Genomic DNA, 20677 nt, shown 5'->3' on the forward strand with positions numbered 1-20677 from the left:
ACGGAATATGCATTTGTCTCACTGATGCCGCCTGGATCGGGCTAATGCGGCCTGCCGGAACTCAGGCTGGGGTCACCGGAATAGAAAAAACACCGCTCAGCCAGTCGGATTTACAGAGCGCAAAATCGAGCTGCAGCAGATCTTTGCCCTGGCGACGCGCCACGCCCAGCGTCGGCAGGTGCAGATAGTAGATATCCGCAATGAACCGCGTCAGCTGCTCGGGTGTGCCACTCCAGTCAATCCGCGCATACAGTCCACGCGTCTCGCTCCAGGTTTCACGCGGCCCTTCCAGCAGCGCGGCATGCTGCGGCTCCAGCGCCTGAAACAGGCTGATATTCTGCTGTTCGGCCGATGAATGGCCGGGGCCATACTGAAAACCCAGCCAGCCGTGCCGGGCCTGACTGCCGGCCAGCGCCACCAGCCGCCGCGCCTGCTCGGCCACCCGATGCTGATGATCGGCGATGTACTCGCCAAACTGGCACTCCCACTCCAGCGTCTCACCACACAGAAGCAGGTCATCATCCCGCTCAACCAGCGCTGCGCGTTCAATCGGCGAACGCACCGGAATCCGGCCATGGAAGTTTTTCACTGGCAGATGAGGAATGCGCCGAAACGCGCCGGGCGTCAGGGAAAAATGGCTTTTAAACACCCGGGTAAAGTTCTGCTGGTTATCAAAACCAAAGCGTACCGCAATGTCGATCAGCGGCATTCGCGTCAGCCGCAGTGCCATCGCCGCCATGGTCAGGCGCCGTTTACGGGTGTAGGCCGCCAGCGTTTGCCCGGTCATCTCTTTGAACATGCGCTGCATGTGCCATTTGGAATAGCCCGATTTGAGGGTGATCAGATCGATGTTGATGTCGTCGGTCAGATGGGCTTCTATCCACTCTACCAGAGCGTTAATGTGCTGTTTTTTAAGGGCCTGACTGAGCATAATGGCGATTTACGACGCGGATTGAAGGGTGATATTTGTCACAAAAGAATAACAAAAAATGTGACCGTCTGTAAGGAAAGGCCTGACCGGAGCGGTAGCCTGACGTCGATTTCGCATTAATTGCTTAGGTGACTAATTAAAAAAGGCTGACCGAAGTCAGCCTTACCTCTACACCGTCGCCGAACAAAGGGCGACGGTCGGTGACAATCAGTGACTGCGCATACCCGCGGCAGTCATCATCATGCGGAACAGTGAAGCGACCACGCCCAGTGCCAGCACGCTTGCGGCGTAAATAACCACCAGCCACATCACGCGTTTCCACCAGGGAGCCTTAGCCTCATTGTGGTTTTTCATGCTGCTGAGCTCGGTTTTCATATCAATGGTATCCTGCGTCTGGTTTGATTTTTCCACGGAACACGTAGTAGCTCCAGAAGGTGTAGCCCAGAATCATCGGAATGATCAGCAGGCTTCCGACCAGCATAAAGGCCTGACTCTGCGGCGGTGACGCGGCGGCCCAGATAGTAACGGACGGCGGAATGATGTTAGGCCAGATACTGATCCCCAGGCCGGAGAAGCCGAGGAAAATCAGCGCCAGCGTCAGCAGGAACGGCGAGTAGTGCGCCTGACGTTTGATCGCCCGCACGATACCCCATGAGCAGAGCAGCACCAGCACCGGAACCGGCAGGAACCAGAACAGATTGGGCTTGCTGAACCAGCGTTGCGCGATATCGGCGTGTGCAAACGGCGTCCACAGACTGATGATGCCGACAATGACCAGCAGCGCGATCACCAGCGGCGTCGCCAGCGCTGACATTTTGCGGTGCAGTTCATCTTCGGTTTTCATGATCAGCCAGGTGCAGCCCAGCAGCGCATACGCCACCACCAGACCGACGCCGCAGAACAGCGGGAACGGGGCCAGCCAGTCCATCGCGGAACCGGCAAAGTGACGTCCTTCAACCGGGATACCATCCAGCATTGCGCCAACGGCCACGCCCTGGCTGAAGGTCGCGAGGATCGAACCGGCGATAAACGATTTGTCCCAGAATGCCCGGTGCCCTTCTACCGCTTTAAAACGGAACTCAAAAGCGACGCCACGGAAAATCAGGCCAATCAACATCGCCGTCAGCGGAATCGACAGCGCATCGGCAATCACCGAGTAGGCCAGCGGGAACGCGCCATACAGCCCTGCCCCACCCAGCACCAGCCAGGTTTCGTTACCATCCCAGACCGGCGCAACGGTGTTAACCATCATGTCGCGCTCGCCCGCGTCCTTATTGAACGGGAACAGCAGGCCGATGCCGAGATCAAAACCATCCATCACGATATACATCAGGGTGGCGAAGACGATAATCGCGAACCAGATAATTGAAAAATCGATCATCTTAGTGGTCTCCATCCTTAAATGTGGCAGCCGAAAGTGGACGCGCCGGCGTTTTCTTCTGGCCCGGACCACCCTGCTCAGTAATGTGCCCTTCGCCGGTTTCAGGTCCCTGTTTAATCAGACGCATCATATAGTGGTAGCCGACACCGAACACCGAGCTGTAGACCAGAATAAAGGCCAGCAGACTGATGCTCATGTGCAGGTCGCCGTGCGCCGAGACCGCATCAATGGTGCGCTGTACGCCATACACCACCCACGGCTGACGGCCGATTTCCGTGGTGAACCACCCTGCCAGAATCGCAATCAGACCGGAGGGACCCATCAGCAGCGCAAACCACAGGAAAGGACGAGACTCATACAGACGCCCTTTGAAACGCAGCCACAGGCTAAGCACGCCGAGGGTAATCATCAGCAGCCCCATCGCCACCATTACGCGGAATGACCAGAAAATCACGGTGGAATTCGGCCGATCCTCTTTCGGGAAGCTCTTCAGCGCCGGAACCTGCTTATCCAGGCTGTGGGTCAGAATCAGGCTGCCGAGGTAAGGCACTTCCAGCGCATATTTGGTGCGCTCCTGCTCCATATCCGGAATACCGAACAGAATCAGCGGAGTGGCTTCGCCTGGCGGGTTTTCCCAGTGTCCTTCAATCGCCGCAATCTTCGCCGGCTGGTGTTCCAGCGTGTTAAGACCGTGCGCGTCACCGATCATCGCCTGAATCGGCGCGACAATCAGCGCCATCCACAGCGCCATCGAGAACATTTTGCGGATTGCCGGGTTATTTTTGCCTTTCAGCAAATGCCAGGCTGCTGACGCTCCCACAAAGAAGGCGCTGGCGAGGAAGGCCGCCACGGACATATGGAACAGCCGGTACGGGAACGACGGGTTAAAGACGATCTTAAACCAGTCCTGCGGGACCACGATGCCATTCTCAATGATGTAACCCTGCGGCGTATGCATCCAGCTGTTGGAGGCGAGGATCCAGAAGGTAGAGATCAGCGTGCCCAGCGCCACCATGCAGGTCGCAAAGAAGTGCAGTCCGGGACCGACGCGATTCCAGCCGAACAGCATGACGCCAAGGAAGCCCGCTTCAAGGAAGAAGGCGGTCAGGACCTCGTACGTCAGCAGCGGGCCGGTAATACTGCCGGCGAACTGCGAGAAGCCGCTCCAGTTAGTGCCGAACTGATACGCCATTACCAGACCCGATACCACGCCCATACCGAAGTTAACGGCGAAGATTTTCGACCAGAAATGGTAGAGATCACGATAGGTATGATCGCGGGTTTTCAGCCACATTCCTTCAAGCACTGCCAGGAAACTGGCGAGGCCGATGGTGATGGCGGGAAAGATAATATGGAAGGAAACAGTAAATGCGAACTGAATCCTCGCCAGATGAAAGGCATCTAATCCGAACATTGCTTACCTCTTTGCCACATAGAACACCACATATTTACTTATAATTAACAACTTAAGCCTGACGCACTAATTTCGTTGCGCTTAAATTAATTCCCGCCGCGAATTTAAAACTATTCGCAGCGAGGAAACAGAAACAATCGGGTTAATGAAAACTATAACAGTCTTTTTTGATTATGATCATTGTTTTTCATGGGAATTACTTATTTAAAAATAAGGCGTAAAGGTTAATTACAGCGTAGTTATGTGACATGAATGTTATGGTATTTGTCTGCTAAAAATGCCCGCCAGCTTAGGCCACCTTTAGCTAAAAAAAACCCTCAAGCTGCTGTTTTCCGGTGTTATTATTTTATAAACCCTGTTACCAGAAAGGTCAAATTTGACAGTAACCCCAGGAAATAGACTTACTTTTTAATGGGTTAGAATGCCCGATATTTTTGCCTGCCGCTTTGTTTGCTTTTTTGCCTGAGATTGTCTATTAACGCGTTTGAAATTGCAGGCGAAGCCGCATAATCGGGCTATTAGCCGGCTGCGCAGATGTTAATAAATTGGAATAATTCATTAACCCTAATTAACAGCCAGCGCATCGCTGGCGGTTATTCTGTTGCCTGTAGCAGCAGAAGCGGTTTAATAAGCGGCCTTCGCCCTGGGCGGGCTGAGTGAGTTATTTCCCTCTGCCGTTTCGTTAGCGCCGTTTTAATCGGCTGCTGCATACAGGTTGCCTGCGCGCTCAGGCTGTGCTTTGTTAAGGTGGCACACATCCTCTTATCCGGGTTAAAGAGTCGCTATGGCACGTCTGACCGCACAGGATTTTCCGCAGGAACTGCTGGAGCTTTACGATTACTACGCCCACGGCCGCATCAGTAAACGAGAGTTTATTGCGATGGCCGGGAAACTGGCGATTGGCGGTATGACCGGCGCAACGCTGCTCGGTATGCTCAGCCCCAACTATGCGCTGGCGACCCAGGTTGAGTTTACCGATCCCGACATCAAACCAGAGTATATCCACTACCCTTCGCCGCAGGGTCATGGTGAAGTGCGCGGCTATCTGGTGAAGCCAGCCAATCCCAAAGGCAAGCCGCCAGCGGTAGTGGTGGTACACGAGAACCGCGGTCTGAATCCCTATATTGAAGATGTGGCGCGCCGGGTCGCCAAAGCGGGTTATATCGCGCTGGCACCTGATGGCCTGAGTTCGGTCGGTGGTTATCCCGGTAATGATGAAGAGGGACGCGCCTTACAGGCGAAGGTCGATCCGGCCCGGCTGATGAACGATTTCTTCGCCGCGCTGACGTTCTTAATCGAACATCCGGAGGCGAGCGGAAAAGTGGGGATTACCGGCTTCTGTTATGGCGGCGGGGTTGCCAATGCGGCGGCGGTGGCGTTTCCGGAACTGGCCTGCGCAGTGCCTTTTTATGGCCGGCAGCCGAAAGCGGAAGATGTGCCGCGCATCCAGGCTCCGCTGCTGCTGCACTATGCCGCGCTGGATAACAACATTAATGCTGGCTGGCCCGCCTATGAGGCGGCGCTTAAGCAGCACCATAAGATCTATCAGGCCCACCTTTATCCCGGCGTGAATCACGGTTTCCATAACGATTCCACGCCGCGTTACGATAAACCGGCGGCGGAACTGGCGTGGCAAAGAACCCTGGCCTGGTTTGAAAAATATCTGCACTGACCCACGCGACTGGCGGGCGTCAGCGGCGAGCAGATGCGGCGGAAAACAGCGCCGCTGCGCCTGAGCGTAGACTTACTCTCTGTCCGCCTGGGCTTTTTCACGCTGCGCCAGAATCCGGCTCAGATTGACCTCCAGCCAGTCGGCCAGTCCGACCACCTGCTCACTCACTTCACGGCCAAGCGGCGTCAGAGAATATTCCACGTGGGGAGGCACCACATCGTAGGCGATGCGCTGCACGAAGCCATCTTCTTCCAGATGACGCAGGTTCTGCGCCAGCATCCGCTCACTGATGCCGCCGACTACCCGCCGCAGCGCGCTGAAACGCAGCGTTTGATCCTGCAGCGCCAGCAGAATCAGGACGCTCCAGCGGCTGGTGACCCGTTTGAGCACCTCGCGCGAGGGGCAGTTCACATTGAGCAATTCTCCCCGAATAAATTTTTCGCTCAGTTTTTCAGTCATTTACTCAGCAAACCCCATACTAACTCATCTGTAAGTACTTACGAAAAGTTAGTTTATAGCCCAGGATTGATTTTACCAACAGCGAAATAATCGGAGCGATACCATGTTTGCAGTAACCGGTGCCACCGGCCAGCTTGGCCGTTTAGTGATTGATGCATTATTGAAAAAAGTCCCGGCGGACGAAATCGTTGCCGCCGTGCGTACGCCAGCCAAAGCGGCCGATCTCGCTGCGCGTGGCGTCGTGGTTCGTCAGGCCGATTATGGCCAGCCTGAAACGCTGGTCACCGCATTTGCTGGCGTCGACAAGCTGCTGCTGATTTCCGGCAGTGAAGTGGGCCAGCGTGAAGCCCAGCATAAAGCGGTGATTGAGGCTGCCCGCACCGCCGGTGTGAGTTTTATCGCTTACACCAGCCTGCTGCACGCCGATCGCTCTCCGCTGGGGCTTGGCGTTGAGCACCGCGCGACCGAAGCGCTGCTGCAGGCTTCCGGCATACCGTTCGCCCTGCTGCGTAACGGCTGGTACAGTGAAAACTATGCCGCCAGTATCGCTCCGGCACTGGAACACCATGCCTTTATTGGCGCGGCAGGCGAAGGCCGGATTGCCTCGGCGGCACGGCAGGATTATGCCGACGCGGCAGCCGAAGTGCTGACCCGCGATAATCAGGCGGGCAAAGTGTATGAACTGGCCGGGGACGACAGCTACACTCTGGCGCAGTTTGCCGCTGAGATTGCCGCGCAGAGCGGTAAGAAGGTGGATTACGTCAATCTGTCTCAGCAGGAGTTTGCCGCGGCTCTCAAGGCGGCAGGATTACCTGAGGGTCTGGCAGAAATGCTGGCCGACTCGGATGCGGGCGCAGAGCAAGGCGGGCTGTTTGATGACTCTCACCAGCTGAGCCAGCTGATTGGACGTCCGACTACACCTTATCAGGATGTGATTGGTGCCGCACTGGCGCAGCACTAAGCCGCTATCCACCCGGCGGGCAGGATTTGCCCGCCCTTTTCGCCCGACTGAGGCGCGCTTTATGCCATTCTGGCGCTGCGTATGCCATCTTTTGCACCCTATTTTCCGCCGCGCTTATCTTACAGAATGTAAATAAACGCCGATTTTCTTCAGACAAAATATTTTTCTTTTGCTGACTAAGAGATTCATCTGAAATGCGTTTTTTATGAACAACCGCATATTTGGTTGAATTGTCTGGAATTTATGCAAAAACGCCGATTAATAGACAATTATTATTACGTTCATAGATATTCTGCATTGTTGTACCGCAGCATCAGAGGGCTATAATTTGTCCTTTGTGCAACCCCGACCGCTCAGGAGGCCGCTATTAATACTTATCGCCAGCAACTAAATGCACTTGAAGAGGTTCGTGCCGGGGCGGAAGTTGAGTATCAATACGATCCCCATGAACTGAAACTGGATCGCATGCAGGATTCTGAACCGGAGCCCGAGCTGATTGAAGGCTTACCGGCTCCGGATGCGCTCACCCCTGCCGATCGTTATCTGGAACTGTTTGAACACGTTCAGATGTCGCGCATTTTCGAGGATAGCAAAACCTTTCCCGACTGCTCGCCAAAATACGATCCGCTGGATGTGCTGATGCGCTATCGTCGACAGAAACGCAGCAGTGATTTTGACCTGTCGCGTTTTGTCGCCGATCACTTTTATCTGCCTGGCGTAAATGAAAGCTTTTATGTCTCCAACCCGGATAAAACGCTGAACGAGCATATTGATGACCTGTGGCCGGTTCTGACCAAAATGCCACAGCAACATATGCCGCACTCCTCTCTGCTGCCGCTGCCGAAACCCTACGTGGTGCCGGGCGGACGTTTTGGCGAGACCTACTACTGGGACTCCTATTTCACCATGCTCGGCCTTGCCGAGTCAGGTCGTGATGACCTGCTGCGCCATATGGCGGATAACTTCGCCTGGCTGATTGATAACTATGGCCATGTGCCAAACGGTAACCGCACCTATTATCTCAGCCGCTCTCAGCCGCCGGTGTTTGCGCTGATGGTCGAGCTGTTTGAAGAAGATGGCGTACGCGGTGCCAAGCGTTATCAGGAACAGCTGATGAAGGAGTATCAGTTCTGGATGGACGGTGCCGGTTCACTGATGCCGAACCAGGCCTACCGCCACGTGGTGCGGATGCCGAACGGTTCGCTGCTGAACCGCTACTGGGACGACCGCGATACGCCACGCGACGAATCATGGATCGAGGATGTGGAAACAGCGCGCCAGTCTAAACGTCCGGCGAGCGAAGTCTATCGCGACCTGCGTGCCGGTGCGGCATCAGGCTGGGACTATTCGTCACGCTGGCTGCGCAACCCGAAACGCCTGTCGAGTATCCGGACAACCCAGTTTATCCCGATCGACCTTAACGCGTTTCTCTACAAGCTTGAGCTGATGATTGCGACGCTGTCGCACGCCAAAGGTGAAGAGCTGACGGCGCTGGCCTGGCAGAAAAAAGCCGAGGCGCGTAAACGTGCAATTACCCGCTATCTGTGGGACAGCACGGCTGGCGTGTTCCGCGACTATGACTGGCGTCGTGAACGCTTCGGTGCGTTTACCGCCGCCTCGGTGGTTCCGCTGTTTGTCGGCTTAGCCACGCCGCATCAGGCGCATCTGCAGGCGATTGCGCTGCGTCACCTGTTGCTGAGCAACGGCGGTCTGCTGACCTCTATGGTGGAAAGCGGCGAGCAGTGGGATAAACCCAACGGCTGGGCCCCGATGCAGTGGATGGCGATTGTCGGCCTGAATAACTATGGCGAAGAGACGCTGGCGAGTGAAATCGCGGTGAACTGGCTGAATACGGTACATAATTTCTATCAGCTGCACCACAAACTGGTCGAGAAATATGACATCAGCGGCGATCGCGCCCGTCCCGGCGGCGGCGGCGAATATCCGTTGCAGGATGGATTCGGCTGGACCAACGGCGTTACGCGTCGGCTGATGACCATGTATGGCCATCTGATGGCGGATTAAGCCAGTTCTGGTGTATCGGCGTCGGGTAAGGTTTACCGCTTCATCTGACAGCCAGCCACAAAAAAGCCGGGCTTGCCCGGCTTTTTTTCGCGTTGGATATTATTTCTTAGCTTCAACACCTGGCTGTGCCGCACGCTGCAGGAACTGTTGCGTTACCTCAGGCAGATGCTGAAGCAGCCACTCGGCCATCGCCACTTCCTGCTCACGAATCTCGGTAAGCACTCTGACGCCCTCGGCATCACCGACCTGTTCAGCTGCGGCAATCAGGCTGGTATAGCTGGCGATCTCCGCGTTTTCGAAGACATAACCGCTGATAGCGCCTTTTACCACCTCATCTGAATTGAACATGCCGCCTACTGCCTGGCCGGTCGCGGCCACTTTGCCCATCACATCTTTCATCACTGAATGATCAATGCCGTGGGTGTCGAGCAGCTGCTCCAGCAGCCTGAGCTGATGTTTGGTCTCTTCCAGATGCTGAGCCAGACGCTGTTCCAGCGCCGGGTAATGCTCCAGGCGGCCAGACATTTTGCTCAGCATGCTTTCAGCCTGCTTTTCCATCGCATGCGCATCGCGCAGCCAGTCATGATAATTTTCGATTGCAGTCATTTGCTACTCCTTAAGACACAGTAATGGATTCCGCCACCGAAGTGAGCTTCACATCCGTCTGCTTCTCTTCATTCAGGGTCTGTTCCAGCAGTTTTGCCGCCTGGGTGTAACCCAGCTTCAATGCCAGCGCATGCAGGGTACCGTAGGTAGCAATTTCATAGTGCTCAACTTTTTGTGCCGCACCAATCAAGCCCTGATCGCGCACTTCACCCTTCTCTACCGAATCAATGATTTCCTGCGCTTCTTCAACCAGACCTTCAAGCGCATGGCATTTCATTCGCTTGATTTTTACCTCTGGCGTGGCTTCCACTAACTCGTCCAGCCGTTCGATTTGGCCACGTGTCTCTTCAAGATGCTGATTAAACGCAGCGATAAGTTTTTCATCACTGGCAGCGCGTGCCATTTTCGGCAATGCACGAGTTATCTGTTTCTCAGCGCTGTAAACATCAGACAAATCATGGATGAAAAGATCGTTTAGCGTTTTAATTGTCATAAGATAGCCTCATTGATTGAAAAGTTGCGGTAAGTCAGAAATAACGCAACGCCAGTCGTATCGTTGACACCTAAAAATTCTAGCGGAGATTTTTTATATCGCACGCCGCGTCGGTACGAATTTAAGCCAGAAGTAGCATGCAAAATGCATTTTTCTTTTTGCAGCAATACGTTAGCCATCTGATGTTTTTTGTTATTACGGCTTCGCTAAGACAGGAAACCTGTACAAATAAAAGTTAGCCTGTATAAATTCGAGCCGTTAAAAAACCAGTCATAAAATCTAACCGGCAGCCTGACCTGTACAACGTCTTATTAATCCGTACAACTTAAAAGCATAAGAAATAAAAAAACCGGAAGGGGTTATACCTTCCGGTTCAATCGACTATTCTGCCACCGCTATTGATTAAGCACTGGCATAATGCTGGCAGTAATTATCATGCAGGAGAATTAAATAGATTTAACATTGCCCAGCGAACTGATGGTAACTGCTGTTACAGCAGAGTTAAAGACGTTCAGCTCCGGCGACTTACTTTGCCTCCTTTCCGACCCGCCTCAATGGCGCGCTCGGGATCATTTTTAAAGTTACCGCCGCTTTTCTGGCCCCCTTTACGTCCCGCTTCAGCCGCACGCTCTCTGTCCGCAGCAAAATTTCCCGCTCCACCACGATATTGAGTCATTCTGTGTTCCTCATTGGATTTAATAATAGAAATAGCACAGTTGATGCTTCATCAGGCCGATTCAGCAAATATAAATGTAGCCATAAAATTCCGTCTATCAAGCCGGTCAAATAGAAAACCCCTGCCGATTTTGGTTAATTTATGGCGATTAGCTTTACTGGCTGATAAAGCTCCGCAACTAATCTTCATAACCACTGAAAAAAGTGCCATGGAAAATCAAAGGCCTTTCCAGAGCAATTGCGAACTCCATTAATCGATCATTTTCAAAAAAGTCCAATTGAAAACAATATAAGCGAAGCGGTGGGATAACATCGCCACTCAAAACAGTTAGTGAAGATGATCAACAAACGATCAATTTACCTAAGCGAAGCGTGAAAGCGGTTCCAAAGAGATTTCAATTTTGTAAAAAATAAGCGAAGCGTGAGTTAAGATTAAAACCAGATAAAAGCCGAGCGAATTGATCAATAAATGATCAAATAACCCTGTTTACAGGTAAAATTTATAAGCAGAGAGCTAAAAGCGGGACGGAGAAGCGTTTTATATAAGCGAAGCGTAAAAAATGTTTTGTATAATGACTGGCTGTTTTTTCTCGGATTAATACTAAAAATGTTTTTTTGTTTGAAAGCGCACTAAACAAACAGTGAAAAGAGAGGCAGTCTGGCTGGATTAGGGGATGTTGCTAACCGGTCAGCCAGCCTCGTACCGGTTCAGTTGACGGCACGATTCGCTCTGACGAGAGTAAGGCAGCAATGAAAACTCAGGCAGGATCGGGAAAGAGCGGGTCAAATGCGACACCGCGCTTACCACTTTTCTTAATGCGATACATCGCTTCGTCCGCACGCGCCAGGGCAGAATCAAAATCATCTTTTTTCTGCACCTGAGCCACACCAATCGATGCACCAATCATCGCATGGCCATTGGCCATATCAAATGGCGTCAGAACCGCATCCAGACAGGCATGCGCCAGCTGACTGACCAGCGGATTGTGCAGCGTAAACGGCATCAGAAGCACAAATTCATCTCCGCCCGGACGACCAATGATGACCGCTGGCGGACAAGCGTCGATAAAACGCTGACTGAGGAGGATCAGGACTTCATCGCCGCTGCGGTGACCGAGCGTATCGTTAACGTGTTTGAAATTATCTAAATCGATAAACGCGACGCACAGGGGTCCCTGAGCTTTGAGTTGGCGAAAATGATTTTGCAGCGCATGGCGGTTAGTCAGCATGGTCAGCGGATCGTGCAGTGCCAGCAGCGCGAGTTGCTCCTCATACTGCTTCTCTTTGGTCATGTCGATATGGGTGCCGGTGACCTTCAGCGGCCGGCCTTGTTCATCCCACTCGCTGACCCGTCCCCGATCCAGCACCCAGGTAATGCTGCCATTTTTAGCGATCATCCGGTGCAGCGCTTCATAATAGGGGGCTTTACCGGCGATATGATCGTTAAACGCTTTTAATACCTCAGCGGCATCATCGGGATGCAGGCTCTCTTTCCAGGATTCGAAAGTGGCGTCGGTTTCCTTTGGCTGAAAGCCCAGCATCGCGCCCCAGCGTCGGTTGAAGATCACCAGCTTGCCGCTGGGGATATCCAGTTGCCACAGGAACAGACCGGTCCCATCAAGCGCTGCGTTGAGTTTGTTACGGGCGTCATGGGCTATACGCTTCAGTCGCGCATTATGCTTTTTCAGGTTTTGTATCTGTAGTCGCAGCGCTTCTTCTGACATAGCCATAACAGAGGAGTTAAAGAGGCTATTGTGCCTGTACGCATGATTCTGTAAAGGGAGGCTTATAAAACACGATTAGGCGCGGCGAATTGCAGGCTGGACAGGATATCAGGCGGCCCGGCCCTGACGTTACAGCATAGAGGCGGGCTGAGAAATTAGTTTCCCGGTGAAATCTGTTCAGTCAATACCGCTGTAAAAAAGAGCGAGTGGCCGGGTTCGTTGCTCTGAAAAGCAAAAACCCGCCAGAGGCGGGTTCTTTAAAGATGGTGCCCGAACCCGGAATCGAACCAGGGACACGGGGATTTTCAATCCCCTGCTCTACCGACTGAGCTATTCGGGCAACGGGGCGCATTAAACCAAAGCGGCCCGACAGCGTCAAACGCTTTTCAACAAAATGAAATCGACTGACGGCTTTTCCATCAAACCTGCCTGCCCGCCCCGCCGCTGCCGGTAAAAATCGTGCTATCGGCTGCCGAAATTTCAACCTGGATGCCCGTTGAGGCTGAATTGTGGCGCTACCAGGCCGATAAATGTGACGAGACCAACACTAATAATAAGGATCACCATGTTTTACACCATTACATCAGGCATTGCTTCCCGCCTCAGTTGGCAGAAGCGTACACACTCCGCAGCAACCCTCACCTCGCTTAACGACTCGATCGCCATGATTGAGTTCACGGCCGATGGCACCGTTATCGGCGCAAATGCCCTGTTTCTTGAGCGGATGGGCTACACGCTGGCAGAAATTGCGGGCCAGCATCACAGCCTGTTCTGTACGCCGGATCAGCTGCAATCCAGAGACTACAAAGATTTCTGGCTGCGGCTGAACCGGGGCGAAAGTTTCAGCGACAAGTTTCTCCGCGTCGCCAAAAACAGCCGACCGGTGTGGCTCGAAGCCAACTATGTGCCGGTGCAGGATCGCCACGGACGGGTATTTAAGATCGTTAAGCTGGCGACCGACATCACCAGCCACATAAACGATGCACAAGAGCAGCGCGCCATGACCAATGCGATTGAGCGCTCAATGGCGGTGATCGCCTTTAACCTGAAAGGCGAAGTGCTCAAAGCCAACGACAATTTCCTTAAGACCATGGGATACCGTCGTGAGGAGATTGAGGGTGCGCACCACAGTCTGTTCTGTTCAGAGGCGATGCGAAACAGCCGCGAATACAGTGAACTCTGGCAGCAGCTGAATCGCGGTGAATTTATCTCGGGTCAGTTTCCCCGGGTGAATAAACAGGGCCGAACCGTCTGGCTGCGCGCCACCTACAATCCGGTGTTCGACCAGCAGGGCAAACTGTATAAAGTGGTGAAATTTGCCACCGACGTCACCGCCCAGGTTGAGAAGAATCAGCAGGAGCGTGAGGCGGCACAACGGGCCTATCACACCGCACTGCAGACCAACGAAAGCACCCGCGTCGGTGCAGATGTGATCGCTAATAGCGTGCAGACCATGAACGCGCTGGCGGGGGAACTGCAGGGAATTTCCGGCGATATCTCCGGCCTGAGCGAATCGTCAGACCGCATCGGCTTTATCGTGGAGAGCATTCGCCGCATTGCCGATCAGACCAATCTGCTGGCGCTGAATGCGGCGATTGAAGCAGCGCGAGCGGGCGCCCATGGCCGCAGCTTTGCCGTGGTTGCCAACGAAGTCAGAACGCTGGCGGCCAACATCAACCGCGCCACCGCAGAGATTGAGAGCCGGGTACAGCAAAACCACCTGCTGGCGAATAAGGCGCTGAAGGGAATTGAATCGAACCTGAAGCGCGCAGATCAGGGGGTGCAGCTGGCGCAGGAAGCGGGCGGCGTGATTGCGGAAATTCGTGAAGGCGCAACGGATGTGGTGCGCGCCATCAGCCACGTCACGGAGACGCTGAAATCTTAACATCCAGGGGGCCATGGCCCCTTTTTTTACCCCTGCACGGCTACTTCTTTTCTGCCGCCTCCGGCGCTTCTGGTGCTTCTGGCGCGGGCGGAATAAAGATGTGATCCAGAATGGCACGCATCACCGGTGCTGCCGTCACCCCTTCCCCACCGCCATTTTCCAGTATCAGCGTCACCGCCACTTTAGGCGCGTTAAACGGCGCAAACGCGGTATAGAAGATATGGTCACGCAGCCGGACCGGGATCATTTTGGCGTTATAGGTCTGGTTCTGTCGCAGACCAAACACCTGCGAGGTGCCACTTTTCGCTGCGATGCCATAAGGTGCGGTATGAAAATATTTATAGCCGGTGCCGTTAGGCGCATTCGCCATACCAAACATCGCGTGGCGCACCAGTGACCAGTACGGCGAATGCGGATCGCCAATCTGCGCCGCCGGCTGTTTCGGTTGATAGTTCTCCACCTGGTTACCGCGCTGCGCTTTCTGCAGCAGGTGCGGCGCAATCACCCGACCGTTATTAATCAGCGCTACCATCGCTTTTTCCATCTGAATCGGCGTCGCGATCCAGTAGCCCTGACCGATGCCGACTGAAATGGTGTCGCCCTGATACCAGGCTTTTTTGTGCACCTTCTGCTTCCACTCGCGGCTCGGCAATAAGCCGTTGTACTCTTCATTCAGGTCGATGCCGGTCGATTTGCCGTAACCAAACTGACTGAGCAGGGTGTGGATACGGTCGATGCCCATCATGAACGCCACCTGATAGAAGAAGGTATCGGCAGACTCCTCAATCGCCCGCGTAACATCCAGCATGCCGTGGCCGGTTTTTTTCCAGTCGCGATAGCGGCGATCGGTGCCCGGCAGCGTCCAGGTGGGCGCGCCAAAGAACTGCGACTGCGGCGTAATCACATGGGTCAACAGCGCAGACATCGCCATATAGGGCTTCACCGTCGAGGCGGGAGGATAGAGCCCCTGGGTAACGCGATTGATCAGCGGCAGATCCTTATTCTGCAGCAGCGATTTGTAGGCCTGATAGCTGATGCCCTTCACGAACGGATTAGGGTCGTAGCTGGGACTGGAAACCATCGCCAGCACCGAACCGTCACGCGGGTCCTCAATCAGCAGCGCTGCTCGCTGGCCGGCCAGCAGGCTTTCGGCGTACTGCTGCAGATGCAGATCCAGCGTCAGGGTGAGGTTTTTCCCGGCCACCGGCGGCACCTCTTTCAGCACCCGCACGATGCGGCCGTGGTTATCCACTTCCACTTCCTGATAGCCCGGCTTACCGTGTAGCAGAGTTTCGTAATAGCCTTCAATGCCCTGTTTACCGATGTTGTGGTCAGCGGCGTAGTTCTCGGCGATGCCTGCCGCATTCAGCCGTTTGTAGTCGTTATCGTTGATTTTCGACACATAACCGAGCACGTGCGCCAGATCGGCACCGTAGGGATATTCACGATCCTGATAAACTTCGATACTGGCACCGCTAAAACGAAACTGGTTAACCGCGAAGCGGGCCACCTGCTCCTCGCTCAGCTCCTCTTTCAGCACCACCGGCTTGTAGCGGCTGGTCTGTTTTAACGCATGCTGGAAGGTTTCAATCTCATCAGGTGTCAGGTCAAGGATCGGCGTCAGCGCCCGCAGCGTGGCCTGCATATCGGTGATTTTATACGGCGTCAGAGTGATGGCGTACCAGCTGACGTTGCGTACCAGCGGAATGCCGTTGCGGTCATAAATCAGCCCGCGCGTCGGGGCGATGGGGATCATTTTGATGTCGTTCTGGTTGGATCGGGTCTGATAGTAGCTGTGGTCGCGCACCTGCAGGCGATACAGATTCACAGCAAGAACAGTGAAGCAGAGACAGACCAGAGCGAAAGCTACCGTCGCGCGACGGGCAAACAGTTTCTCTTCAGCGTCGAAATTACGAAAATTCATCAGGCAGCATTATCAGGCGGTTATTTATTATTTGTTGTTCCGCAACATGATAAAGCGCGATCGCCGGGGCACCAGCGCGAAGATGCACAAGCCTGGCGAAAAGTGTGTCATTTGATGTGAATGTTACAGGACGGATAAGGCGAAGAAGATCGGGTCCTCCTCATCAGAAGAGGACCCGGCAGGCTGCAGGCGGTAACGTTACCCGCCGGATGGATTAATCCCCCAGCAGCACCGACTCCAGCGCAATTTTAATCATGTCGTTGAAGGTGGTCTGACGTTCAGCGGCAGTGGTCTGCTCGTGAGTACGGATGTGGTCCGATACGGTGCAGATGGTCAGCGCTTTAGCACCGAACTCTGCCGCCACGCCGTAGATGCCAGCCGCTTCCATCTCTACGCCGAGGATGCCATATTTTTCCATCACATCGAACATCTGCGGATCCGGGGTGTAGAACAGATCGGCGGAGAAGATGTTACCGACGCGGGCTTCAACACCCAGATTTTTGGCTGCATCGACGGCGTTACGCACCATGTCGAAATCAGCAATCGCCGCGAAATCGTGATCTTTGAAACGCATCCGGTTTACTTTGGAATCGGTGCAGGCACCCATACCAATCACGATGTCGCGCAGTTTAACGTCTGCACGGACCGCGCCACAGGAACCTACACGAATGATTTTCTTCACACCGAAGTCGGTGATCAGCTCTTTGGTGTAGATCGAGCAGGAAGGAATGCCCATGCCGTGGCCCATTACCGAGACTTTACGGCCTTTGTAGGTGCCGGTGTAGCCCAGCATGCCGCGCACATTGTTTACTTCAACCGGGTTTTCCAGGAAGGTTTCTGCAATGTGTTTCGCACGCAGCGGGTCGCCCGGCATCAGAACGACGTCAGCGAAATCACCCATTTCGGCATTAATATGCGGAGTTGCCATTGTTACTTTATCCTTGTTAAATCGCTGGGTTACAGCATGTTCTTGCCATAGTCCATGTCGGACAGGCCAAAATAGTGTGCAATTGTCTGACCAATATCGGCGAAGGTTTCGCGATAACCGAGTGAACCCGGCTCAACTTTCGGTCCGTAAATCAGAATCGGAATGTGCTCACGGGTGTGTTCGGTGCCTTGCCAGGTCGGATCGCAGCCGTGGTCAGCGGTCAGGATCAGAATGTCATCCTCGCCCACCAGCTCCATCAGCTCCGGCAGGCGACGGTCAAACAGTTCCAGTCCGCCAGCATAACCGGCGACATCACGGCGATGTCCCCACGTCGAGTCGAAGTCGACAAAGTTGGTGAAGACAATCGAGTGATCCGGCGCGATTTTCATCTCCTGAATGGTGGCGTCAAACAGCGCATCCAGACCGGTCGCTTTGACCTTTTTGGTGATGCCCTGCTCAGCGTAGATGTCCGCGATTTTACCCACCGAAATCACCTGACCGCCCTTCTCATCCACCAGCTTTTTCAGCATGGTGGCTGACGGCGGCTCAACCGCCAGATCGTGACGGTTACCGGTACGTTCGAAGTGACCGGCTTTGTCGCCGACAAACGGACGGGCGATAACGCGGCCGATGTTATAGCCGCCTTCCGTCAGCTCTTCGCGGGCGATTTCGCACAGCGCATAGAGGCGATCCAGGCCAAAGGTCTCTTCATGACAGGCAATCTGGAATACCGAGTCCGCAGAGGTGTAGAAAATTGGCTTGCCGGTTTTCATGTGCTCTTCACCCAGCTGATCGAGAATCACCGTCCCCGATGAGTGGCAGTTACCGAGGTAGCCCGGCAGCTCAGCGCGCTGCACCAGCTTATCGAGCAGTTCCTGCGGGAAACTGTTCTCCTGATCGCTGAAGTAGCCCCAGTCAAACAGCACCGGAACCCCGGCGATTTCCCAGTGGCCTGACGGCGTATCTTTGCCTGACGAAATTTCGCTGGCGTAAGCGTAAGCGCCGGTGATCTTCGCGTTCGGGTCGAGGCCCGCCGGGAAGCGGCCGGTCGAAAGCTCTGCGGCCTTACCCAGACCCAGCGCGGTCATATTAGGCAGATGTAAGGGCCCTTTACGGCCTTTGTCCGCTTCACCTTTGAAACAGGCTTCAGCAATGTGACCAAGCGTATCTGAACCCGCGTCACCGAATTTATCGGCATCTTTACTGGAGCCGATCCCGAAGGAGTCGAGAACCATAATAAAAGCACGTTTCATGCAAGTCTCCTGCGCAATGGCGCGTGACAAGTCAAAAAAAAGCGATCAGATCAGTATACCCGAATGCGTTGCCGCTGGCACCGATTACTGCCCGATTAACTGACATCGCTCACACGACGATAAACCACTGGCGTAGCGGCTGGCGCGCTATCGCCGATCACCAGCGCGGCTTTGACCGCAGCGGCAGCCTGTTGCCACTGCGCTTCGTTGCTGGCGTGGATTATCGCCAGCGGGCGCTGCGCATCGGCGCGTTCACCGAGAGTGATCATTTCGCTTAAGCCAACGCTGTAATCGATGCTGTCGCTGGCACGCTGGCGTCCACCGCCCAGTGCCACGACCGCCAGACCAAGCGCCCGGGTATCCATGCTGCTGACAATGCCAGGCTGGTCGGCATAGACCGCCTTGCTCAGCGTCGGCGCAGGCAGATAAGCATCGTAGCGCTCGACAAAATCGGCCGGCCCGTTCTGCGCCGCCACCATGCGGGCAAAAACCTCTGCCGCCCTGCCGTTATCCAGCACCTTCATCAGCTGCTGGCGCGCTTCTGTCTCATTAGCCGCCAGCTTGCCGGAAATCAGCATTTCGCTGCACAGCGCCAGCGTCACTTCCAGCAGGCGCGGGTTGCGCTGTTCACCGGTCAGGAAGCGCACCGCTTCCCGCACTTCCAGTGCGTTTCCGGCTGACGAAGCCAGCACCTGGTTCATATCGGTGAGCAGTGCGGTGGTCTGGCAGCCGGCTCCGTTGGCTACGCCAACAATCGACTGCGCCAGATCCTCGGAGGCTTCATAGGTTGGCATAAAGGCGCCTGAGCCTACTTTGACATCCATCACCAGCGCATCCAGCCCTTCCGCCAGTTTCTTTGCCAGAATCGAGGCGGTAATCAGCGGGATCGAGTCTACGGTGGCGGTAATGTCACGCGTGGCGTAGAAGCGTTTGTCGGCCGGAGCCAGTGAGTTGGTCTGGCCGATAATCGCCACCCCGACCTGTTTGATGATCTCCCGGAAGCGGTCATCGCTGGGGAAGATGTCAAAGCCCGGAATCGCTTCCAGCTTATCCAGCGTGCCGCCGGTATGACCGAGGCCACGGCCGGAGATCATCGGAATATAACCACCGCATGCGGCCACCATTGGTCCGAGCATCAGCGACGTGACATCGCCAACGCCGCCGGTCGAATGCTTATCCACCACCGGCCCATTCAGATTGAGCGATTTCCAGTTCAGCACGGTACCGGAATCACGCATCGCCATGGTCAGCGCCACGCGCTCAGGCAGCGTCATGTCATGAAAATAGATGGTCATGGCCAGCGCGGCAATCTGGCCTTCAGAGACGCTGTTATCACGAACACCGTTGATGAAGAAACGGATTTCAGCCTCAGTCAGCGCGTGACCGTCACGTTTTTTGCGAATAATTTCTTGTGGCAGGAACAAGGTAGCCCCCTTGGCTCAGGGAAATGCGGTGTGACAGAGGCGGTCAGTGACCGCCACAGGATGAGTTTAATAACCGGCTTTGCTGGTCTCGCTCTGATGACCCAGAGTATTCAGCAGACTCGCCAGCAGGCTTGATGCGCCAAAGCGGAAGTGACGCGCATCGGCCCATTCTGCACCCAGCGTATCTTCCGCCAGTTGCAGATAGATGGCGGCATCTTCAGCGGTGCGTACGCCACCCGCCGGTTTGAAACCGACCTGCTGGCTGACGCCTTTATCACGGATGACGCTCATCATGATCTGCGCCACTTCAGGCGTGGCGTTGACCGGGACTTTACCGGTAGAGGTTTTGATGAAGTCAGCACCGGCATCAATTGCGATTTCAGACGCCTGACGGATCAGCGCTTCCTGCTTCAGTTCACCGGTTTCAATAATCACTTTCAGCAGTACGTTGGCCTCAGCACAGGCGGTCTTACAGGCTTTCACCAGATCAAAACCGACCTGACTGTTACCGGCGATTAGCGCGCGGTACGGGAACACCACATCCACTTCATCGGCACCGTAGGCGATAGCGGCGCGGGTTTCAGCCAGCGCAATCTCAATGTCGTCATTGCCGTGCGGGAAATTGGTCACCGTGGCGATGCGGATCTCTGGCGTACCCTGCTCACGCAGCGTTTTACGCGCAATCGGAATAAAGCGCGGATAGATGCAGATGGCTGCGGTGTTACCCACCGGGGATTTTGCCTGATGACAAAGTGCGATCACTTTTTCGTCAGTGTCGTCGTCATTCAGGGTGGTTAAATCCATCAGTTTCAGGGCACGCAGGGCTTGCTGTTTGATATCGGTCATGAGGCTCTCCAAAGGATCGGGGTGCGATCCACCGGCTGGCCGGCGGAATGTTATAATAATAACACCGTCAGTCGGC

At 54.6% G+C, this 20677-nt stretch carries 18 protein-coding genes and 1 tRNA gene; 4 read left to right on the forward strand and 15 right to left on the reverse strand.

Features of this window, described 5'->3' with window-relative positions; all coding sequences use genetic code 11:
• Positions 1-61 precede the first annotated feature (61 nt).
• The 4 genes from AC6I8D_RS16415 to AC6I8D_RS16430 all read right to left on the reverse strand — a co-directional run bounded on the left by AC6I8D_RS16415 (position 62) and on the right by AC6I8D_RS16430 (position 3726).
• Entirely contained in the window at positions 62-931 is an 870-nt protein-coding gene (locus AC6I8D_RS16415; RefSeq protein ID WP_312053024.1) for a helix-turn-helix domain-containing protein, read from the reverse strand.
• A gap of 207 nt (positions 932-1138) precedes the next feature.
• A complete protein-coding gene (locus AC6I8D_RS16420; RefSeq protein ID WP_312053025.1) occupies positions 1139-1306 on the reverse strand; it encodes a DUF2474 domain-containing protein in 168 nt (55 codons plus the stop codon).
• Position 1307: 1 nt separating this feature from the next.
• The gene (cydB, locus tag AC6I8D_RS16425) at positions 1308-2312 is read right to left on the reverse strand and encodes a cytochrome d ubiquinol oxidase subunit II (protein WP_312053027.1); all 1005 of its coding nucleotides are present in this window, start codon (positions 2310-2312) and stop codon (positions 1308-1310) included.
• A 1-nt stretch (position 2313) separates the two neighbouring features.
• Positions 2314-3726: a cytochrome ubiquinol oxidase subunit I gene (locus AC6I8D_RS16430; protein WP_312053029.1), complete on the reverse strand. Its 1413-nt coding sequence runs from the start codon at positions 3724-3726 to the stop codon at positions 2314-2316.
• 784 nt (positions 3727-4510) lie between these two features.
• Here AC6I8D_RS16430 and yghX point away from each other — a divergent pair.
• On the forward strand, positions 4511-5398 hold the full coding sequence (gene yghX, locus AC6I8D_RS16435; RefSeq protein ID WP_497820484.1) for a YghX family hydrolase: 888 nt from the start codon (positions 4511-4513) through the stop codon (positions 5396-5398).
• A 72-nt stretch (positions 5399-5470) separates the two neighbouring features.
• Here yghX and AC6I8D_RS16440 read toward each other — a convergent pair whose 3' ends face one another.
• Positions 5471-5857, reverse strand: a complete 387-nt coding sequence (locus AC6I8D_RS16440; RefSeq protein ID WP_497820485.1) for a winged helix-turn-helix transcriptional regulator — start codon at positions 5855-5857, stop codon at positions 5471-5473.
• Between the two features lie 103 nt (positions 5858-5960).
• Here AC6I8D_RS16440 and AC6I8D_RS16445 point away from each other — a divergent pair, with 103 nt between their 5' ends.
• A complete protein-coding gene (locus AC6I8D_RS16445) occupies positions 5961-6818 on the forward strand; it encodes an SDR family oxidoreductase (protein ID WP_312053033.1) in 858 nt (285 codons plus the stop codon).
• Positions 6819-7184: 366 nt separating this feature from the next.
• Complete coding sequence (locus tag AC6I8D_RS16450; protein WP_497820693.1) at positions 7185-8843, forward strand: alpha,alpha-trehalase; 1659 nt, start codon at positions 7185-7187, stop codon at positions 8841-8843.
• Between the two features lie 99 nt (positions 8844-8942).
• On the opposite strand, the gene AC6I8D_RS16455 is transcribed toward AC6I8D_RS16450, so the two are convergent.
• The 5 genes from AC6I8D_RS16455 to AC6I8D_RS16475 all read right to left on the reverse strand — a co-directional run bounded on the left by AC6I8D_RS16455 (position 8943) and on the right by AC6I8D_RS16475 (position 12681).
• Positions 8943-9449: a ferritin-like domain-containing protein gene (locus tag AC6I8D_RS16455; RefSeq protein ID WP_312053034.1), complete on the reverse strand. Its 507-nt coding sequence runs from the start codon at positions 9447-9449 to the stop codon at positions 8943-8945.
• Between the two features lie 10 nt (positions 9450-9459).
• Entirely contained in the window at positions 9460-9942 is a 483-nt protein-coding gene (locus tag AC6I8D_RS16460) for a YciE/YciF ferroxidase family protein (RefSeq protein WP_312053036.1), read from the reverse strand.
• 511 nt (positions 9943-10453) lie between these two features.
• Positions 10454-10618 carry a con-10 family general stress protein gene (locus AC6I8D_RS16465; RefSeq protein WP_031377082.1) on the reverse strand — a complete coding sequence of 55 codons (165 nt, stop codon included), beginning with the start codon at positions 10616-10618 and terminating at the stop codon, positions 10454-10456.
• A gap of 757 nt (positions 10619-11375) precedes the next feature.
• Positions 11376-12341: a diguanylate cyclase domain-containing protein gene (locus tag AC6I8D_RS16470; protein WP_312758535.1), complete on the reverse strand. Its 966-nt coding sequence runs from the start codon at positions 12339-12341 to the stop codon at positions 11376-11378.
• A 264-nt stretch (positions 12342-12605) separates the two neighbouring features.
• Positions 12606-12681 (reverse strand) — tRNA-Phe (locus tag AC6I8D_RS16475).
• 225 nt (positions 12682-12906) lie between these two features.
• On the opposite strand from AC6I8D_RS16475, the gene AC6I8D_RS16480 reads away from it, so the two are divergent.
• Positions 12907-14226 (forward strand): methyl-accepting chemotaxis protein, encoded by a 1320-nt coding sequence (locus AC6I8D_RS16480; RefSeq protein ID WP_497820486.1) that lies wholly within the window; start codon positions 12907-12909, stop codon positions 14224-14226.
• A 40-nt stretch (positions 14227-14266) separates the two neighbouring features.
• On the opposite strand, the gene mrdA is transcribed toward AC6I8D_RS16480, so the two are convergent.
• The 5 genes from mrdA to deoC form a co-directional block, all read right to left on the reverse strand.
• Positions 14267-16150: a penicillin-binding protein 2 gene (gene mrdA / locus AC6I8D_RS16485; protein ID WP_497820487.1), complete on the reverse strand. Its 1884-nt coding sequence runs from the start codon at positions 16148-16150 to the stop codon at positions 14267-14269.
• A gap of 214 nt (positions 16151-16364) precedes the next feature.
• Entirely contained in the window at positions 16365-17078 is a 714-nt protein-coding gene (deoD, locus tag AC6I8D_RS16490; protein ID WP_010248951.1) for a purine-nucleoside phosphorylase, read from the reverse strand.
• Positions 17079-17107: 29 nt separating this feature from the next.
• Positions 17108-18331, reverse strand: a complete 1224-nt coding sequence (gene deoB, locus AC6I8D_RS16495) for a phosphopentomutase (RefSeq protein WP_312053042.1) — start codon at positions 18329-18331, stop codon at positions 17108-17110.
• A gap of 95 nt (positions 18332-18426) precedes the next feature.
• On the reverse strand, positions 18427-19755 hold the full coding sequence (deoA, locus tag AC6I8D_RS16500) for a thymidine phosphorylase (RefSeq protein ID WP_497820488.1): 1329 nt from the start codon (positions 19753-19755) through the stop codon (positions 18427-18429).
• Positions 19756-19821: 66 nt separating this feature from the next.
• Positions 19822-20601, reverse strand: coding sequence for a deoxyribose-phosphate aldolase (deoC, locus tag AC6I8D_RS16505; RefSeq protein WP_312053046.1), 780 nt, complete (start codon positions 20599-20601; stop codon positions 19822-19824).
• Between the last annotated feature and the right edge of the window lie 76 nt (positions 20602-20677).

Source organism: Pantoea sp. X-Soil-MYKO-1785 (genome assembly GCF_059730675.1).